This window comes from Streptomyces sp. TLI_105 (genome assembly GCF_900105415.1).
Taxonomy (GTDB): domain Bacteria; phylum Actinomycetota; class Actinomycetes; order Streptomycetales; family Streptomycetaceae; genus Streptomyces.
Genome location: NZ_FNSM01000001.1, coordinates 5,565,272 through 5,577,841 on the forward strand (window position 1 = coordinate 5,565,272; position 12,570 = coordinate 5,577,841).

General features: G+C 70.6%; 14 protein-coding genes and 1 pseudogene. 7 read left to right on the plus strand and 8 right to left on the minus strand.

Annotation, left to right across the window (positions count from 1 at the left end):
• Positions 1 to 136: 136 nt before the first annotated feature.
• Entirely contained in the window at positions 137 to 970 is an 834-nt protein-coding gene (locus BLW86_RS25420; RefSeq protein WP_093876186.1) for a hypothetical protein, read from the minus strand.
• Between the two features lie 185 nt (positions 971 to 1,155).
• On the opposite strand from BLW86_RS25420, the gene BLW86_RS25425 reads away from it, so the two are divergent.
• Positions 1,156 to 2,253 carry a serine hydrolase domain-containing protein gene (locus BLW86_RS25425; RefSeq protein WP_093876187.1) on the plus strand — a complete coding sequence of 366 codons (1,098 nt, stop codon included), beginning with the start codon at positions 1,156 to 1,158 and terminating at the stop codon, positions 2,251 to 2,253.
• Between the two features lie 68 nt (positions 2,254 to 2,321).
• On the opposite strand, the gene BLW86_RS44075 is transcribed toward BLW86_RS25425, so the two are convergent.
• Both BLW86_RS44075 and BLW86_RS43300 read right to left on the minus strand, forming a co-directional pair.
• On the minus strand, positions 2,322 to 2,579 hold the full coding sequence (locus tag BLW86_RS44075; protein WP_371129674.1) for a DUF397 domain-containing protein: 258 nt from the start codon (positions 2,577 to 2,579) through the stop codon (positions 2,322 to 2,324).
• Positions 2,573 to 2,869 (minus strand): annotated as a pseudogene (locus tag BLW86_RS43300) (multiprotein-bridging factor 1 family protein); the annotation flags it as partial. The pseudogene BLW86_RS43300 and the gene BLW86_RS44075, both read right to left, overlap by 7 nt.
• Positions 2,870 to 3,218: 349 nt before the next feature.
• Between BLW86_RS43300 and BLW86_RS25445 the strand changes: the two are divergent.
• The 5 genes from BLW86_RS25445 to BLW86_RS25465 all read left to right on the plus strand — a co-directional run bounded on the left by BLW86_RS25445 (position 3,219) and on the right by BLW86_RS25465 (position 7,053).
• On the plus strand, positions 3,219 to 3,434 hold the full coding sequence (locus tag BLW86_RS25445) for a hypothetical protein (RefSeq protein ID WP_093876188.1): 216 nt from the start codon (positions 3,219 to 3,221) through the stop codon (positions 3,432 to 3,434).
• Between the two features lie 217 nt (positions 3,435 to 3,651).
• Positions 3,652 to 4,878, plus strand: a complete 1,227-nt coding sequence (locus BLW86_RS25450; protein ID WP_177181749.1) for a S8 family serine peptidase — start codon at positions 3,652 to 3,654, stop codon at positions 4,876 to 4,878.
• A gap of 68 nt (positions 4,879 to 4,946) precedes the next feature.
• Positions 4,947 to 5,696, plus strand: coding sequence for a DNA repair protein RecO (recO, locus tag BLW86_RS25455; RefSeq protein ID WP_093876190.1), 750 nt, complete (start codon positions 4,947 to 4,949; stop codon positions 5,694 to 5,696).
• Between the two features lie 12 nt (positions 5,697 to 5,708).
• Complete coding sequence (locus tag BLW86_RS25460) at positions 5,709 to 6,533, plus strand: isoprenyl transferase (RefSeq protein WP_093876191.1); 825 nt, start codon at positions 5,709 to 5,711, stop codon at positions 6,531 to 6,533.
• A gap of 7 nt (positions 6,534 to 6,540) precedes the next feature.
• On the plus strand, positions 6,541 to 7,053 hold the full coding sequence (locus BLW86_RS25465) for a YcxB family protein (RefSeq protein ID WP_093876192.1): 513 nt from the start codon (positions 6,541 to 6,543) through the stop codon (positions 7,051 to 7,053).
• Between the two features lie 54 nt (positions 7,054 to 7,107).
• On the opposite strand, the gene BLW86_RS25470 is transcribed toward BLW86_RS25465, so the two are convergent.
• The 4 genes from BLW86_RS25470 to BLW86_RS25485 all read right to left on the minus strand — a co-directional run bounded on the left by BLW86_RS25470 (position 7,108) and on the right by BLW86_RS25485 (position 10,215).
• Entirely contained in the window at positions 7,108 to 7,518 is a 411-nt protein-coding gene (locus tag BLW86_RS25470; protein ID WP_093876193.1) for a Fur family transcriptional regulator, read from the minus strand.
• A 71-nt stretch (positions 7,519 to 7,589) separates the two neighbouring features.
• Positions 7,590 to 8,483 (minus strand): metal ABC transporter permease, encoded by an 894-nt coding sequence (locus BLW86_RS25475; RefSeq protein ID WP_093876194.1) that lies wholly within the window; start codon positions 8,481 to 8,483, stop codon positions 7,590 to 7,592.
• 1 nt (position 8,484) lies between these two features.
• Positions 8,485 to 9,249 (minus strand): metal ABC transporter ATP-binding protein, encoded by a 765-nt coding sequence (locus BLW86_RS25480; protein ID WP_093876195.1) that lies wholly within the window; start codon positions 9,247 to 9,249, stop codon positions 8,485 to 8,487.
• Positions 9,250 to 9,258: 9 nt separating this feature from the next.
• Positions 9,259 to 10,215: a metal ABC transporter substrate-binding protein gene (locus tag BLW86_RS25485; RefSeq protein WP_093876196.1), complete on the minus strand. Its 957-nt coding sequence runs from the start codon at positions 10,213 to 10,215 to the stop codon at positions 9,259 to 9,261.
• 155 nt (positions 10,216 to 10,370) lie between these two features.
• Between BLW86_RS25485 and BLW86_RS25490 the strand changes: the two genes are divergently transcribed.
• The gene (locus BLW86_RS25490; RefSeq protein WP_093876197.1) at positions 10,371 to 11,750 is read left to right on the plus strand and encodes a glycine--tRNA ligase; all 1,380 of its coding nucleotides are present in this window, start codon (positions 10,371 to 10,373) and stop codon (positions 11,748 to 11,750) included.
• A 72-nt stretch (positions 11,751 to 11,822) separates the two neighbouring features.
• On the opposite strand, the gene BLW86_RS25495 is transcribed toward BLW86_RS25490, so the two are convergent.
• Positions 11,823 to 12,518, minus strand: coding sequence for a VC0807 family protein (locus tag BLW86_RS25495; protein ID WP_093876198.1), 696 nt, complete (start codon positions 12,516 to 12,518; stop codon positions 11,823 to 11,825).
• Positions 12,519 to 12,570: the final 52 nt, after the last annotated feature.

The following is a 12,570-nucleotide window of genomic DNA, read 5'->3' on the forward strand; positions in this document are numbered from 1 at the left end:
ACGGGTTTCCCTTCGCAAGCGACGTGGCGGCGAGGCCGCCGACACTTAGGCCACCCTAAATAACCCTGTGCGTGAGGTGGTACCCGCCCCCGGTCTATGGCCTCATAAGGTGAACTTATGACTTCCATAAGGAGGGCTAGGCGGTTCCGGAGATCGCCTCGGGGTCGACGAACGCGGCGACGGTCAGTGTGGCCAGGGCGGCGAAGCCGACCAGCGCGAAGAGCGTGAAGAACAGTCCGAGCGCGAGCTCCCCGCGCCGGAAGAGGGCGGTCCTGGGCAGGACGACGTTCCCCGGGTCTACGGGGTCGTAGCTGACCTTGACGGCGATGCCGCCCGCCCAGGTGAACACGTGGCGGATCAGCCCCGCCGGGTCCGTGTAGAGGTACATTCCCGGCCTGTCCGGGACCTCGGCGGCGAAGGTCGTGATGCCGTGCCGGATCAGGCGCCACTCGCGGTACCAGTTGGCCAGCGCGTTCGCGCCGATGGCGAGGGCCCCCGTCAGGACGAGGCCTCCGGGTACGAGGGCGACCATGGCGACCGGTTCCCCGGCGACGGCGACGAGCACGCACGCGACGACGAGCAGACCGAGAGCGCCGGCCGACAGCCCCATGATGCGGCGCAGCTTTCTCGTCCGTCTGCTCATGGGGAGCGTGCGCGTCTCGACGAGCACGGTCCCGTCGGCCGTGGTGTCCCGGCCCGCCACGCCGGGCAGGGCGGCGTTCACGGTCTCGGCGAACATGGCGGCCCCCGCCTCGCTCGCTCCGGCGATCCGGTGCACGTACCGCGTGGTGCCCGACGGGGCCGTCAGCTCGACGGTGACCGACCGCCCCTCGGCCCGGATCCGCTCGATCGCCGCCAGCGGGACGCGGGCCTCCTCGTGCGGGGTGCTCAGCAGCACGGCGTCGCCGTCGAGCCGGAGGGAGGTCTTCTTGGCGCCCTGGACGACGGGTGTGGAGGGGGTGATCGACATGGCGGTGATCGTAGGGGCCGATCACCCGGCGCAGAAGCCCACCGGCAGGCCGCGGGGCCCCGACACCGGCCGTGCCCCCGACCCCGAACCGGTGCGGAGGAGGTCACACCCCAGGGGACGCCTCGGGGTGGTTCCAGGGCCATCCCGGATAGGCCGTCACCAGCGCGGCCGAAAGACTGGTGGGCATGACGAAGTCGCTTTCCCGAAGCCCCCGTTGGATTGCCCTGGCCGCCGTGTGCGCCGCTCTGGTGACGGTCACGGCAGCCCTTCCCGCCGGTGCGGCGGCCCGGCAGCATCCGGCCCCGGCCGCCCTCGGCGTCCCGGAGCGGATCGACCCGGCCGTGCTCCGAGCCTCCCTCGGCACTCCCGGCGACGGACTGTTCGCGGGAGCCATGGCCCGCGTCGGGGGACGCGACGGACGGTGGACGGGAACGATGGGCGCGGTCTCCGCGGACCCGGACGCCTCCTTCCGGATCGGCAGCGTCACCAAGCTGTTCACCTCCACCGTCGTGCTCCAGCTCGTGGCCGAGGGCAGACTCTCCCTCGACACCCCGGTCCAGCGGCTCCTGCCCGGCACGCTCCCGGCCCACTGGCAGCCCATCACCGTGGCCCAGCTGATCAGCCACACCAGCGGCCTGCCGCGCGCCGCCTGCTGGGACCCGCACGCCGTGTACACCCCGGCCGACCTGGTGAGAACGGTCACCGAGTGCCCCGAGGCCGGTGAGCCGATCACCGGACCCGACATCCCGCAGGTCTACAACGGCGTCAACTACTTCCTCCTCGGCATGGTGGTCGAGAAGGTCACCCACCACTCGTACGCCCATGAGGTGAGCCGCCGCATCGTCCGCCCGCTGGGCCTGCGCCACACCTACGTCCCCGCGTGGGGAGAGACGGCGCTTCGCGCGCCCGCGCTGGCACCGCAGCTTCCGCCCACCGACCCGTGGCCCTGGGCCGAGGGCGGAATGGTCTCCGACGCCCCCGACCTGGAGCGGTTCCTGGGACAGCTGCTGCGCGGCCGCCTCCTGCCGCCGGCCCAGCAGAAACTGCTGTTCGAGCTCCCTCGGCACGCCGAGCGCGGCTTCACCCGTGGCGGCGTGCAGTACGCGAAGCTCCCGGACGGTACCGAGGTGTACGGCAAGAGCGGGAGCTACGGCGGCTACACCAACGGCGTCTTCGCCACCCGAGACCTCCGCCGGAGCCTCGTCTACTCGCTCGTGCCGCTCACCACCGACGACAGGGAGATCGCGAAGCGCTACCTGAGCATCGCGGACGCCGCGTTCTGAGGCACGGGGCGGCGGTGGTCGGTTCGTGATGCCGGCGACGAGGGCGGCCCGGGCGGTGGCCGGCACGATCAGGACGGGACCGTCGACGACTTGCTGTCCCGGACCGGGACGACGCCGGGGATGTCGTCGAGGACCTCGACGCGGTTGCCGCCGCCGTCACTGTAGGAGCTCTTGCGCCGACGGGCGTTGCTCAGGTCGTACGCGTGCGTCGTCCGTGGTCCTCCGCCACCGACTCGATCAGGGGCAGGGACGCCTCCGGCGACAGGGCGGCTGCGTCCCTGAGGATCGCGGAGCGGTCCAAGCGGCCCTTTGGCAGTGACTTCGATTCCATGTCCTCCAGCTCGGCGGCGGCCTGGAAATAGGACGCGTACGGCGACTTGTCGATGAGCTTGCGTCGCGTACGTTCGAAAATACCGCCGGTTTGCAGGACTTCGTCGATTCACCGCGCCACATCCAGCTGCGGCTTTCGAATTCCCTGCTCGAACAGACCGATGTGCACCCCGGATACGAACACCCGTCTGCCCAGTTCGCCCTGCGAGAGCCCCGCAGCCTCCCGGCGTTCCTTCGGGAGCTCGCCGAAGAACTCCCACGCGTCCTGCCGCCTGCCTCTGACCATGGACTAACTTCCCCACCGCACGCCGCAGTTGTACGGCCTGCGCATCTGCCGATTCTACGGATCTGCCCCCGCCCTGGAGAGGCGAAGCGGGAAATGGATTCAGAAAGGCATACGTTGGTGAAGGAAGACATCATGAAGGCGACCACGGGGGCACTCGGAACCGCACAGGAGGCAGTGGCGGAATTGCGCGAGGCCCTCGCGAGGGCGGGAATCACGCTTCCCTCGCTCGGGCTCGACGTCGTCACGCTCGCGGCGGAGCCCCGCGGCCGCTCGTGGAATTGGGATGCTGCACGGTGGAAACGGCCCGGCTCCTCGCCGCCGCCGTACTGCCGAGGGAGGAGGGTCGCTCATGACGCTGCCCATCGGGTCGTACGTCGTCGAGATCCGCACCGGACGGGTCGGGAGGCTCATGGGGCGCGAGGGCCCTTATGTCCAGATCCGTCCGCTGGGCGGCGGCCGGGAGTGGGACGTGGAGCCGGAGGGGGTGCGGGAGGCCACCTCGGCGGAGCGGCTGAGCGCGGCCACGGCGCACGTCAACGCCCGGAGCCGGGGCGAGGTGCCGTGAGTCCGCTCGGGTGAAGCACGGTTTGCGCGGCGTGTTGGTCCATCCGCCGCGCCCGCGCTGCACGCGTCTCGCCGCACCGGTTACGTGGTTGCCGCGAACCAGTTCGCGTTCGTCGACCACGAAAGGAGACGAGGTGTTCGGCATGGTGGGACGAGGCCGGGTCGCGAGACCGGCGTACCGGCTGGCGGCGGTGTCCGCGGCGGCAGGGGCATTGCTGGTGGGGGGACTTACGGGGGCGAGGGCGGCGGAGCCGGAGGGGCGGTACATCGTCGTCCTCGACGACTCGGCACGCGGCCGGGCCGACTCGGTCGAGCGGGGGCACGGACGGGACCACGGGGTGCGGGTGGGCTTCCGGTACCGGCACGCGCTGGTCGGGTACTCCGCGGTGATGCCGGAGTCCCAGGTGGCCGCGCTGCGGGCGGACCCGAACGTGAAGGCGGTGGCGCCCGACCGGCCCGTGCACGCCACCCGGCAGGTGCTGCCGACCGGGGTGGACCGGATCCAGGGCGACGCGAGCAGCACGCTCTCCGGGAACGGGACGGGTGACGTCGACACGGCGGTGGCGATCCTCGACACCGGGATCGACACCGGGCACCGCGATCTCAACGTGGCCGGCGGGATCAACTGCACGAATCTCTCGCGGCCGGGCGACTACCGGGACAACAACGGCCACGGCACCCATGTGGCCGGTACGGTCGCCGCCCGGGACAACGGCGACGACGTCGTCGGGGTCGTGCCCGGCGCCCGGCTGTACTCGGTGAAGGTGCTCGGCGCCAGCGGCAGCGGATCCGCCTCCAACATCCTCTGCGGGCTCGACTGGCTGGAGGAGAACGCCGCGGGCCTTGGCATCAAGGTCGCGAACATGAGCCTCGGCGGCGACGGCACCGACGACGGCAACTGCGGGCTCACCAACAACGACCCCGAGCACCAGGCGATCTGCAGCGTGGTCGCCGCCGGCGTCACGATGGTGGTCGCGGCCGGCAACAGCACCGACGACTTCGCCAACCACACCCCCGCCGCCTTCGACGAGGTCCTCACCGTGACCGCCATGGCCGACTTCAACGGGCAGCCCGGTGGCGGTGCCGCCGCGACCTGCCGGACGAGCAACCAGGACGACACCGCGGCGAACTTCTCCAGCTTCGCCGTCAGCGACGCGGACGCCGCCCACACCATTGCCGGTCCGGGGGTGTGCATCAGGTCCACCCGCAACCACAGCACCACCGTCGTCTTCTCCGGCACCTCCATGGCCTCGCCGCACGTGGCCGGCACGGCCGCGTTGTGCCTCGTCACCGGGCAGTGCACGGACCCGACCCCGGCCGGTGTGATCGCCAAGCTCCGCGCCGACGCCGCGGCCCGGCCCGCCTCGTACGGCTTCGCGGGCGACCCGAACGCGCCCGTCGACGGGCGCTACTACGGGCACCTCGTCCACGCCGGCGGCTACTGAGCCGCTCCCGCACGACGGAGCTCCGGGTCCCGGCCCGGGGCTCCGTCGGTGTGCGCGAGAATGGGGGCATGAGTCTGTTCCGCGACGACGGCATCGTGCTGCGCACCCAGAAGCTGGGTGAAGCGGACCGCATCATCACCATCCTCACGCGCGGTCACGGCCGCGTACGCGCCGTCGCGCGCGGCGTGCGCCGGACGAAGTCGAAGTTCGGGGCGCGCCTCGAACCCTTCTCGCACGTGGACGTGCAGTTCTTCGCCCGGGGGAGTGAGCTGGTCGGGCGCGGCCTGCCGCTGTGCACGCAGAGCGAGACCATCGCCGCGTACGGCAGCGGGATCGTCACCGACTACGCCCGGTACACCGCCGGCACGGCCATGCTGGAGACGGCGGAACGGTTCACCGACCACGAGGGCGAGCCCGCCGTGCAGCAGTACCTGCTGCTCGTCGGCGGTCTGCGGACGCTCGCCCGGGGCGAGCACGCGCCGCACCTCATCCTGGACGCCTTCCTGCTCCGCTCCCTCGCCGTGAACGGCTACGCGCCCAGCTTCGACGACTGCGCGAAATGCGGACTCCACGGGCCGAACCGGTTCTTTTCGGTCGCGGCGGGCGGGGTCATATGCGGCGACTGCCGGGTGCCCGGAAGCGTCGTACCCTCTGCGGAGGCCATCGGCCTGCTCAGCGCGCTGCTCACCGGCGACTGGGCGACGGCGGACGCGTGCGAGCCGCGTCACGTCAGGGAGGGCAGCGGACTCGTGTCCGCCTATCTGCACTGGCACCTGGAGCGCGGCCTGCGCTCCCTGCGGTACGTAGAGAAAAGCTAGGAGAGACCACTCATGGCCATCGCACGACTCCTCGGGCGCCAGCGTCGGGAGTACAGGACCCCCGAGCCGCACCCGTCCGGTGCACGCCCGCCGAGGCTCCAGACCGAGCTGGTCCCGGAACACGTCGCGATCGTCATGGACGGCAACGGCCGCTGGGCCAAGGAGCGCGGGCTGCCGCGCACCGAGGGGCACAAGGTCGGCGCCGAGCAGGTGCTCGACGTGCTCCAGGGCGCGATCGAGATGGGCGTGGGGGCGATCTCGCTGTACGCCTTCTCCACCGAGAACTGGAAGCGCTCGCCCGAGGAGGTGCGCTTCCTGATGAACTTCAACCGCGACTTCATCCGCAAGACGCGTGACCAGCTCGACGAGCTCGGCATCCGCGTGCGCTGGGTGGGCCGGATGCCCAAGCTGTGGAAGTCGGTCGCCAAGGAGCTCCAGGTCGCCCAGGAGCAGACCAAGGACAACACGAAGCTGACGCTGTACTTCTGCATGAACTACGGCGGTCGAGCGGAGCTCACGGACGCGGCGCAGGCGCTGGCGGAGGACGTGAAGGCGGGCCGCCTCGACCCGGCGAAGATCACCGAGAAGACCATCCAGAAGTACCTGTACTACCCGGACATGCCGGACGTGGACCTCTTCCTGCGGCCCAGCGGCGAGCAGCGCACCTCCAACTACCTGATCTGGCAGAGCGCGTACGCCGAGATGGTCTTCCAGGACGTGCTGTGGCCCGACTTCGACCGCCGCGACCTGTGGCGGGCCTGCGTCGAGTACGCCCAGCGCGACCGTCGCTTCGGCGGCGTCGACCCGGCCGACCTCGCCGTCCTCGACAAGGCCTGAGCCGGCCGTGGGGGAGAAGCTGGAGCTCGTCTACTCGGCCGAGTTCGCCGAGGTGCACGAGGCGGTACGGGTCAGGCTGCGGTCGACCCGCTGGTGGCGGTTGTTCCGGTGGGGCACCCGCGTCGTCGGCGCGCTGGCCTTCCTGGTGGCCGGTGCGGGGCTGCTGGTCGGCGAGGTGGCGGAGCCCGTCAAGCTGGTCCTCCTCGGCGTGGTGGCCGTGGCCTGCGCCGAGCTGGTGCCGTGGGCGTCCGCCCGCAGCCTCTTCCGGCTGATCGGATCCCAGGGCGAGGCCCGGGCGGTCGTGGACGAGGACGGCGGGCGGTGGATCTCCCGGGACACCGACATGACGATCCGGTGGGCGCTGCTGACCCGGTACGCGGAGACGCCCCGGCTCTTCGTCCTCTTCACGGACCGCACGTCCGGCACCGGCTTCGCGTACCTGCCCAAGCGCGGGCTCGCCGGCCCCGGCGACGAGGAGCGGCTGCGGGCCATCCTGGACCGGAGCACCACCAGGGCATGAGACGACGAAAGGCCCGCACCGAAGAGGTTCGGTGCGGGCCCTTCGTACGTCAGGTCACTTCTCGGCGCACTCCGCGCACGTGCCGAAGATCTCGACCGTGTGCGCCACGTTCACGAAGCCGTGCTCCGAGGCGATCGTCTCGGCCCACTGCTCCACCATCGGGCCCTCCACCTCCACGGCCTTGCCGCAGACGCGGCAGACCAGATGGTGGTGGTGGTCGCCGGTCGAGCAGCGGCGGTAGACCGTCTCGCCGTCGCTGGTGCGCAGCGCGTCCACCTCGCCCGCGTCCGCGAGGGACTGGAGCGTGCGGTAGACGGTGGTGAGGCCGACGGAGTCGCCGCGGTGCTTGAGCATGTCGTGCAGCTCCTGGGCGCTGCGGAACTCGTCCACCTCGTTCAGTGCCGCCGACACCGCGGCCCGCTGCTTGGTCGAGCGGCCGCGTACGGGGGGTCCTGCCGTCGCCACGGGGGCCTCCTTGGATGCTTGTCTGCCCCGCCATTCTGCCAGCCCCCCGTGCCCCCGGGATCAGTCGAGGATCAGACCTTCACATCGTCCGTGGGCCGCCGGGTGGCCGGAACCTTCGCGTCGCAGGCTTTCGTGGCCGCTTCCGCCGCCCGGGCCCGCCGCTTGGCGAGCGGGGTGGCGAGCAGGGTCAGGAGGATGAAGACCGCGATCGCGTACAGGACGATCGTCGCGCCGGGCGGGGCGTCGACGTAGTACGTGGTGACCGTGCCGGACAGCGTGACGGTGACGCCGATGAGGACCGCGAGCGCGAAGGTCGTGCGGAAGGAGCGGGACAGCGACTGGGCGGCCGCGACCGGGACCACCATCAGCGCGCTGACCAGGAGCAGGCCGACGACCCGCATGGCGACGGTGACGGTCACCGCGGCCGTGACGGCGATCAGCAGGTTCAGGGCGCGCACCGGCAGGCCGGTGACGCGGGCGAACTCCTCGTCCTGGCTGACGGCGAAGAGCTGCCGGCGCAGGCCGACCGTGACCAGGACCACGAAGCCGGCCAGGATGCCGATCGCGGTGATGTCCTCGGGCGAGACGGTGGTGAGCGAGCCGAAGAGGTACGAGGTCAGGTTCGCGTTGGAGCCGGTGTCCGAGAGGTTGATCAGCATGACGCCGCCGGCCATGCCGCCGTAGAAGAGCAGCGCGAGCGCCATGTCGCCCCGGGTCTTGCCGTACGCCCGGATCAGCTCCATGACGACCGAGCCGACGACGGCGACCAGGGTCGCCATCCACACCGGGTTGGCCGACATCAGGAAGCCGAGGCCGACACCGGTCATCGCGACGTGGCCGATGCCGTCGCCCATGAGCGCCTGGCGCCGCTGGACGAGATAGACGCCGACGGCGGGCGCGGTGATGCCGATGAGCAGGGCGGCGAGCAGGGCCCGCTGCATGAAGGCGTCGTTGAGGAATTCCATGTCAGGTCAGCAGTCCCGTGCGGAGCGGCTCGTCGGCCGCGTGCGGATGAACGTGGTCGTGGCCGGGCAGGGCGTGCTGGCCGAGGGCCTCGGGCGGCGGACCGTCGTGGACGACGCAGCCGTCGCGCAGGACGACCGCGCGGTCGATCAGCGGCTCCAGGGGGCCCAGCTCGTGCAGGACGAGGAGGACGGAGGTGCCGCCGGCGACCTGCTCGCGCAGGGTCGCGGCGAGGATCTCCTGGCTCGCGAGGTCCACGCCGGCCATCGGCTCGTCCATGATCAGGAGTTCGGGCTCGGAGGCCAGGGCGCGGGCGATGAGGACCCGCTGGTGCTGGCCGCCGGAGAGCGCGGAGACGGAGTCGGCGGCGCGGTCGGCGAGGCCGACGAGGTCGATGGCCCGCTCGACGGCGGCCCGGTCGGCCTTCGTCAGCCAGCCGAACTTCCGGCGGGAGAGCCGGCCGGAGGAGACGACCTCGCGGATGGTGGCGGGGACGCCACCGGCGGCGGTGGTGCGCTGCGGCACGTAGCCGACGCGGGCCCAGTCGCGGAACCGCTTCCGGTCGGTGCCGAACAGCTCGATCGTGCCGCCGGTCAGCGGGACCTGGCCGATGATCGAGCGGACGGCGGTGGACTTGCCGGAGCCGTTGGCGCCGAGCAGGGCGACGACCTCGCCGGCGTGGACGGCGAGGTCGACGCCCCGGAGGACGGGGCGCGCGCCGAGGGCCGCCGTGGCTCCGCGGACGGAGATGACGGGCTTGTCGCTCACGACTGCCTCCTACTTGGCGCCGAGCGCGGTCTTCAGGGCGGCGAGGTTGGACCGCATGACCTCGATGTAGTCATCGCCCTTGGACTGCTTGGTGATTCCCTCCAGCGGGTCGAGCACGTCGGTCTTCAGACCGGTGTCGCCGGCGAGGGTCTTCGCGGTCTTGTCGCTCGCGAGGGTCTCGAAGAAGACGGTGGAGACCTTGTCCTTCGCGGCGATGTCGTGGAGTTCCTTGACGCGGGCGGGGCTCGGCTCGGACTCGGGGTCGATGCCGGTGATGCCCTCCTGCTCCAGGCCGTAGCGCTCGGCGAGGTAGCCGAAGGCGGAGTGGGTGGTGATGAAGGTCTTCGTGGCGGTGTTCTTCAGGCCCGTCTCGAACGCCGTGTTCAGGTCGCCGAGCTTCTTCACCAGGGCTTCGGTGTTCTTCTTGTAGTCGGCGGCGTGGTCCGGGTCCGCCTTCTCCAGGGCGCTGCCGACGCCCTTGGCGACCTCGGCGTACTTCACGGGGTCGAGCCAGACGTGGGGGTCGGCGCCGACCTCGCCCTCGTGGGCCTCTTCGCCCCCGTGGTCGTGGCCGACCCCGGTGCCGTGCTCCTCGAGTTTGGTGAGGGTGGCGGCGTCGATCGTGTTCTTCACGCCGGCCTGGGCGATGGCGTCGTCGACGGCGGGCTGGATGCCCTTGAGGTAGAGGATGACGTCGGCCTCGCCGAGCTCGCCGATCTGCTTCGGCTTGAGCTCCAGGTCGTGGGGTTCGACGCCGGGCTTGGTGAGCGTGTTCACGGCGACGTGGCCGCCGCCTATCTGCTCGGCCAGGTACTGCATGGGGTAGAACGACGCCACCACGTCCAGCTTGCCGCCGCTCCCCTTGTCCGCGGCGTCGGAGGTCCCGGAGCAGGCGGAGAGGGAGACGACGCCGAGCGCGACGGCTCCGGCGAGGGCGGTGGTGGGTATCAGGCGACGTACGTTCATGACAGTCATTTTCAACAAAGATGGAAACGGTTGTCAATTGCCCTGTCTGTGTTCCCGGCCACCGGGTCCCGGGGGCGGAACCGATTTGATACGGGGGGCGTGCGCGCCGGTAACCTGTGGCATTCGCACTTCGTCGTCGTAATGAAGAGAGCACCGTGGCCGCCGACAAGATCGACACCATCGTCAGCCTGAGCAAGCGCCGTGGCTTCGTCTACCCGTGCAGCGAGATCTACGGCGGCCAGCGTGCCGCCTGGGACTACGGACCGCTGGGTGTCGAGCTGAAGGAGAACCTGAAGCGCCAGTGGTGGCGTTACATGGTCACCGCGCGCGAGGACGTCGTCGGCATCGACTCGTCCGTCATCCTGGCCACCGAGGTGTGGGAGGCGTCCGGTCACGTCGCGACCTTCACCGACCCGCTGACCGAGTGCACCTCCTGCCACAAGCGCTTCCGCGCCGACCACCTGGAGGAGGCGTACGAGGAGAAGCACGGCCGTCTCCCCGAGAGCCTCACCGACCTCAACTGCCCCAACTGCGGCAACAAGGGCACCTTCACCGAGCCCAAGCAGTTCTCCGGCCTGCTCTCCACGCACCTCGGCCCGACCCAGGACACCGGCTCCGTCGCGTACCTGCGCCCCGAGACCGCCCAGGGCATCTTCACCAACTTCGCCCAGGTGCAGACCACCGCGCGCAAGAAGCCCCCGTTCGGCATCGCGCAGATGGGCAAGTCCTTCCGGAACGAGATCACTCCGGGCAACTTCATCTTCCGCACGCGCGAGTTCGAGCAGATGGAGATGGAGTTCTTCGTCAAGCCGGGCGAGGACGAGCAGTGGCAGGAGTACTGGATGGAGCAGCGCTGGAACTGGTACACCGGCCTGGGTCTCCGTGAGGAGAACATGCGCTGGTACGAGCACCCGCAGGAGAAGCTCTCCCACTACTCGAAGCGCACCGCCGACATCGAGTACCGCTTCTCCTTCGGCGGCAGCGAGTGGGGCGAGCTCGAGGGCGTCGCCAACCGCACCGACTACGACCTGAGCGCCCACGCCAAGGCCTCCGGCGCCAACCTGATGTTCCACGAGCAGGAGACCGGCGAGCGCTACACGCCGTACGTCATCGAGCCCGCGGCCGGTGTCGGCCGCGCGATGCTGGCCTTCCTGCTCGACGCGTACATCGAGGACGAGGCCCCGAACGCCAAGGGCGTCATGGAGAAGCGCACCGTGCTGCGCCTCGACCACCGCCTGGCCCCGGTCAAGGTCGCGGTCCTCCCGCTCTCCCGCAACGCGCAGCTCTCCCCGAAGGCCAAGGGCCTCGCGGCGGACCTGCGTCAGAACTGGAACATCGAGTTCGACGACGCCGGCGCCATCGGCCGCCGCTACCGCCGTCAGGACGAGATCGGCACGCCGTTCTGCGTGACCGTCGACTTCGACACCCTCGACGACAACGCGGTGACCGTGCGCGAGCGCGACACCATGAAGCAGGAGCGCGTCTCCCTCGACCAGATCCAGGGCTACCTGGGCAGCCGTCTGCTGGGCTGCTGAATCCGGTCGCCCTCTCGCTCGCACGGGAAAGCCCCCGGTCCCGTCTCGGAACCGGGGGCTTTCCCCTGTGCGTCAGGCGATCGCCGCCGCGGCGGCCGCCTCCGCCTCGGCCTGGCGCCGGGCCCCCTCCGCCGCGCGGCGCTTCCCGAACCAGGCCGTCCACACGCCGAGGGCGCCGAGGACTCCGTAGATCATGATCGGGCTGAGCGTGACCATGGTCTTGGTCGGCAGCGCGTACGCGAGGGCGATGCGGACCAGCGCCTCCGTCACGTACGCCACGCCCCACACCAGCGTCATCGTGCGCATGGTGGAGCGGAAGCCCTCGAACTGCCACATGCCGTTCCACCAGGCCGTGCTCGCCGGGGTGCCGTCGGTCGCGAACTTGCGGCCGAAGTAGAACATCAGCGGGCGCGGGGCGAGCAGCGTCACCAGGCAGAGCAGGCCGAACAGACCCGTGACCGACGAGTCCTTGATCAGGAGCGCGCGGGCGGTGTGGGCGCCGACCAGCGAGACCACGGCCGTGATCACCAGGAAGACCAGGGTGACCATGGCGAACTCGTCGATCTTGCGGCGCCAGGCGGCCATGATCGCGGTGTCGAGGACCGGCCACGCGCTGCTGAGGAGCAGGGCGGAGAACTCGGACCAACCGTGGTCCTCCGTCAGCGTGTTGTACGTGACGATCGGCGCGACGACGTTGAGGCCGATGGTGAGGACCCACCCGATCGCGGAGGCCCCGCCTGATCGGGCCGGCTTGGCGGGTGTGGACATGGTTCCCCCTGGGTGTTTCTACGGTCTTGCGGTCGCGGTGCGGGAGAACGCT

Bases quoted from the DNA above. Each gene is read 5' to 3' on its own strand.
- BLW86_RS25420 (WP_093876186.1), bottom strand. From the start codon at position 970: ATGTCGATCACCCCCTCCACACCCGTCGTCCAGGGCGCCAAGAAGACC.
- BLW86_RS25425 (WP_093876187.1), top strand. From the start codon at position 1,156: ATGACGAAGTCGCTTTCCCGAAGCCCCCGTTGGATTGCCCTGGCCGCC.
- BLW86_RS25445 (WP_093876188.1), top strand. From the start codon at position 3,219: ATGACGCTGCCCATCGGGTCGTACGTCGTCGAGATCCGCACCGGACGG.
- recO (WP_093876190.1), top strand. From the start codon at position 4,947: ATGAGTCTGTTCCGCGACGACGGCATCGTGCTGCGCACCCAGAAGCTG.
- BLW86_RS25460 (WP_093876191.1), top strand. From the start codon at position 5,709: ATGGCCATCGCACGACTCCTCGGGCGCCAGCGTCGGGAGTACAGGACC.
- BLW86_RS25475 (WP_093876194.1), bottom strand. From the start codon at position 8,483: ATGGAATTCCTCAACGACGCCTTCATGCAGCGGGCCCTGCTCGCCGCC.
- BLW86_RS25485 (WP_093876196.1), bottom strand. From the start codon at position 10,215: ATGAACGTACGTCGCCTGATACCCACCACCGCCCTCGCCGGAGCCGTC.
- BLW86_RS25495 (WP_093876198.1), bottom strand. From the start codon at position 12,518: ATGTCCACACCCGCCAAGCCGGCCCGATCAGGCGGGGCCTCCGCGATC.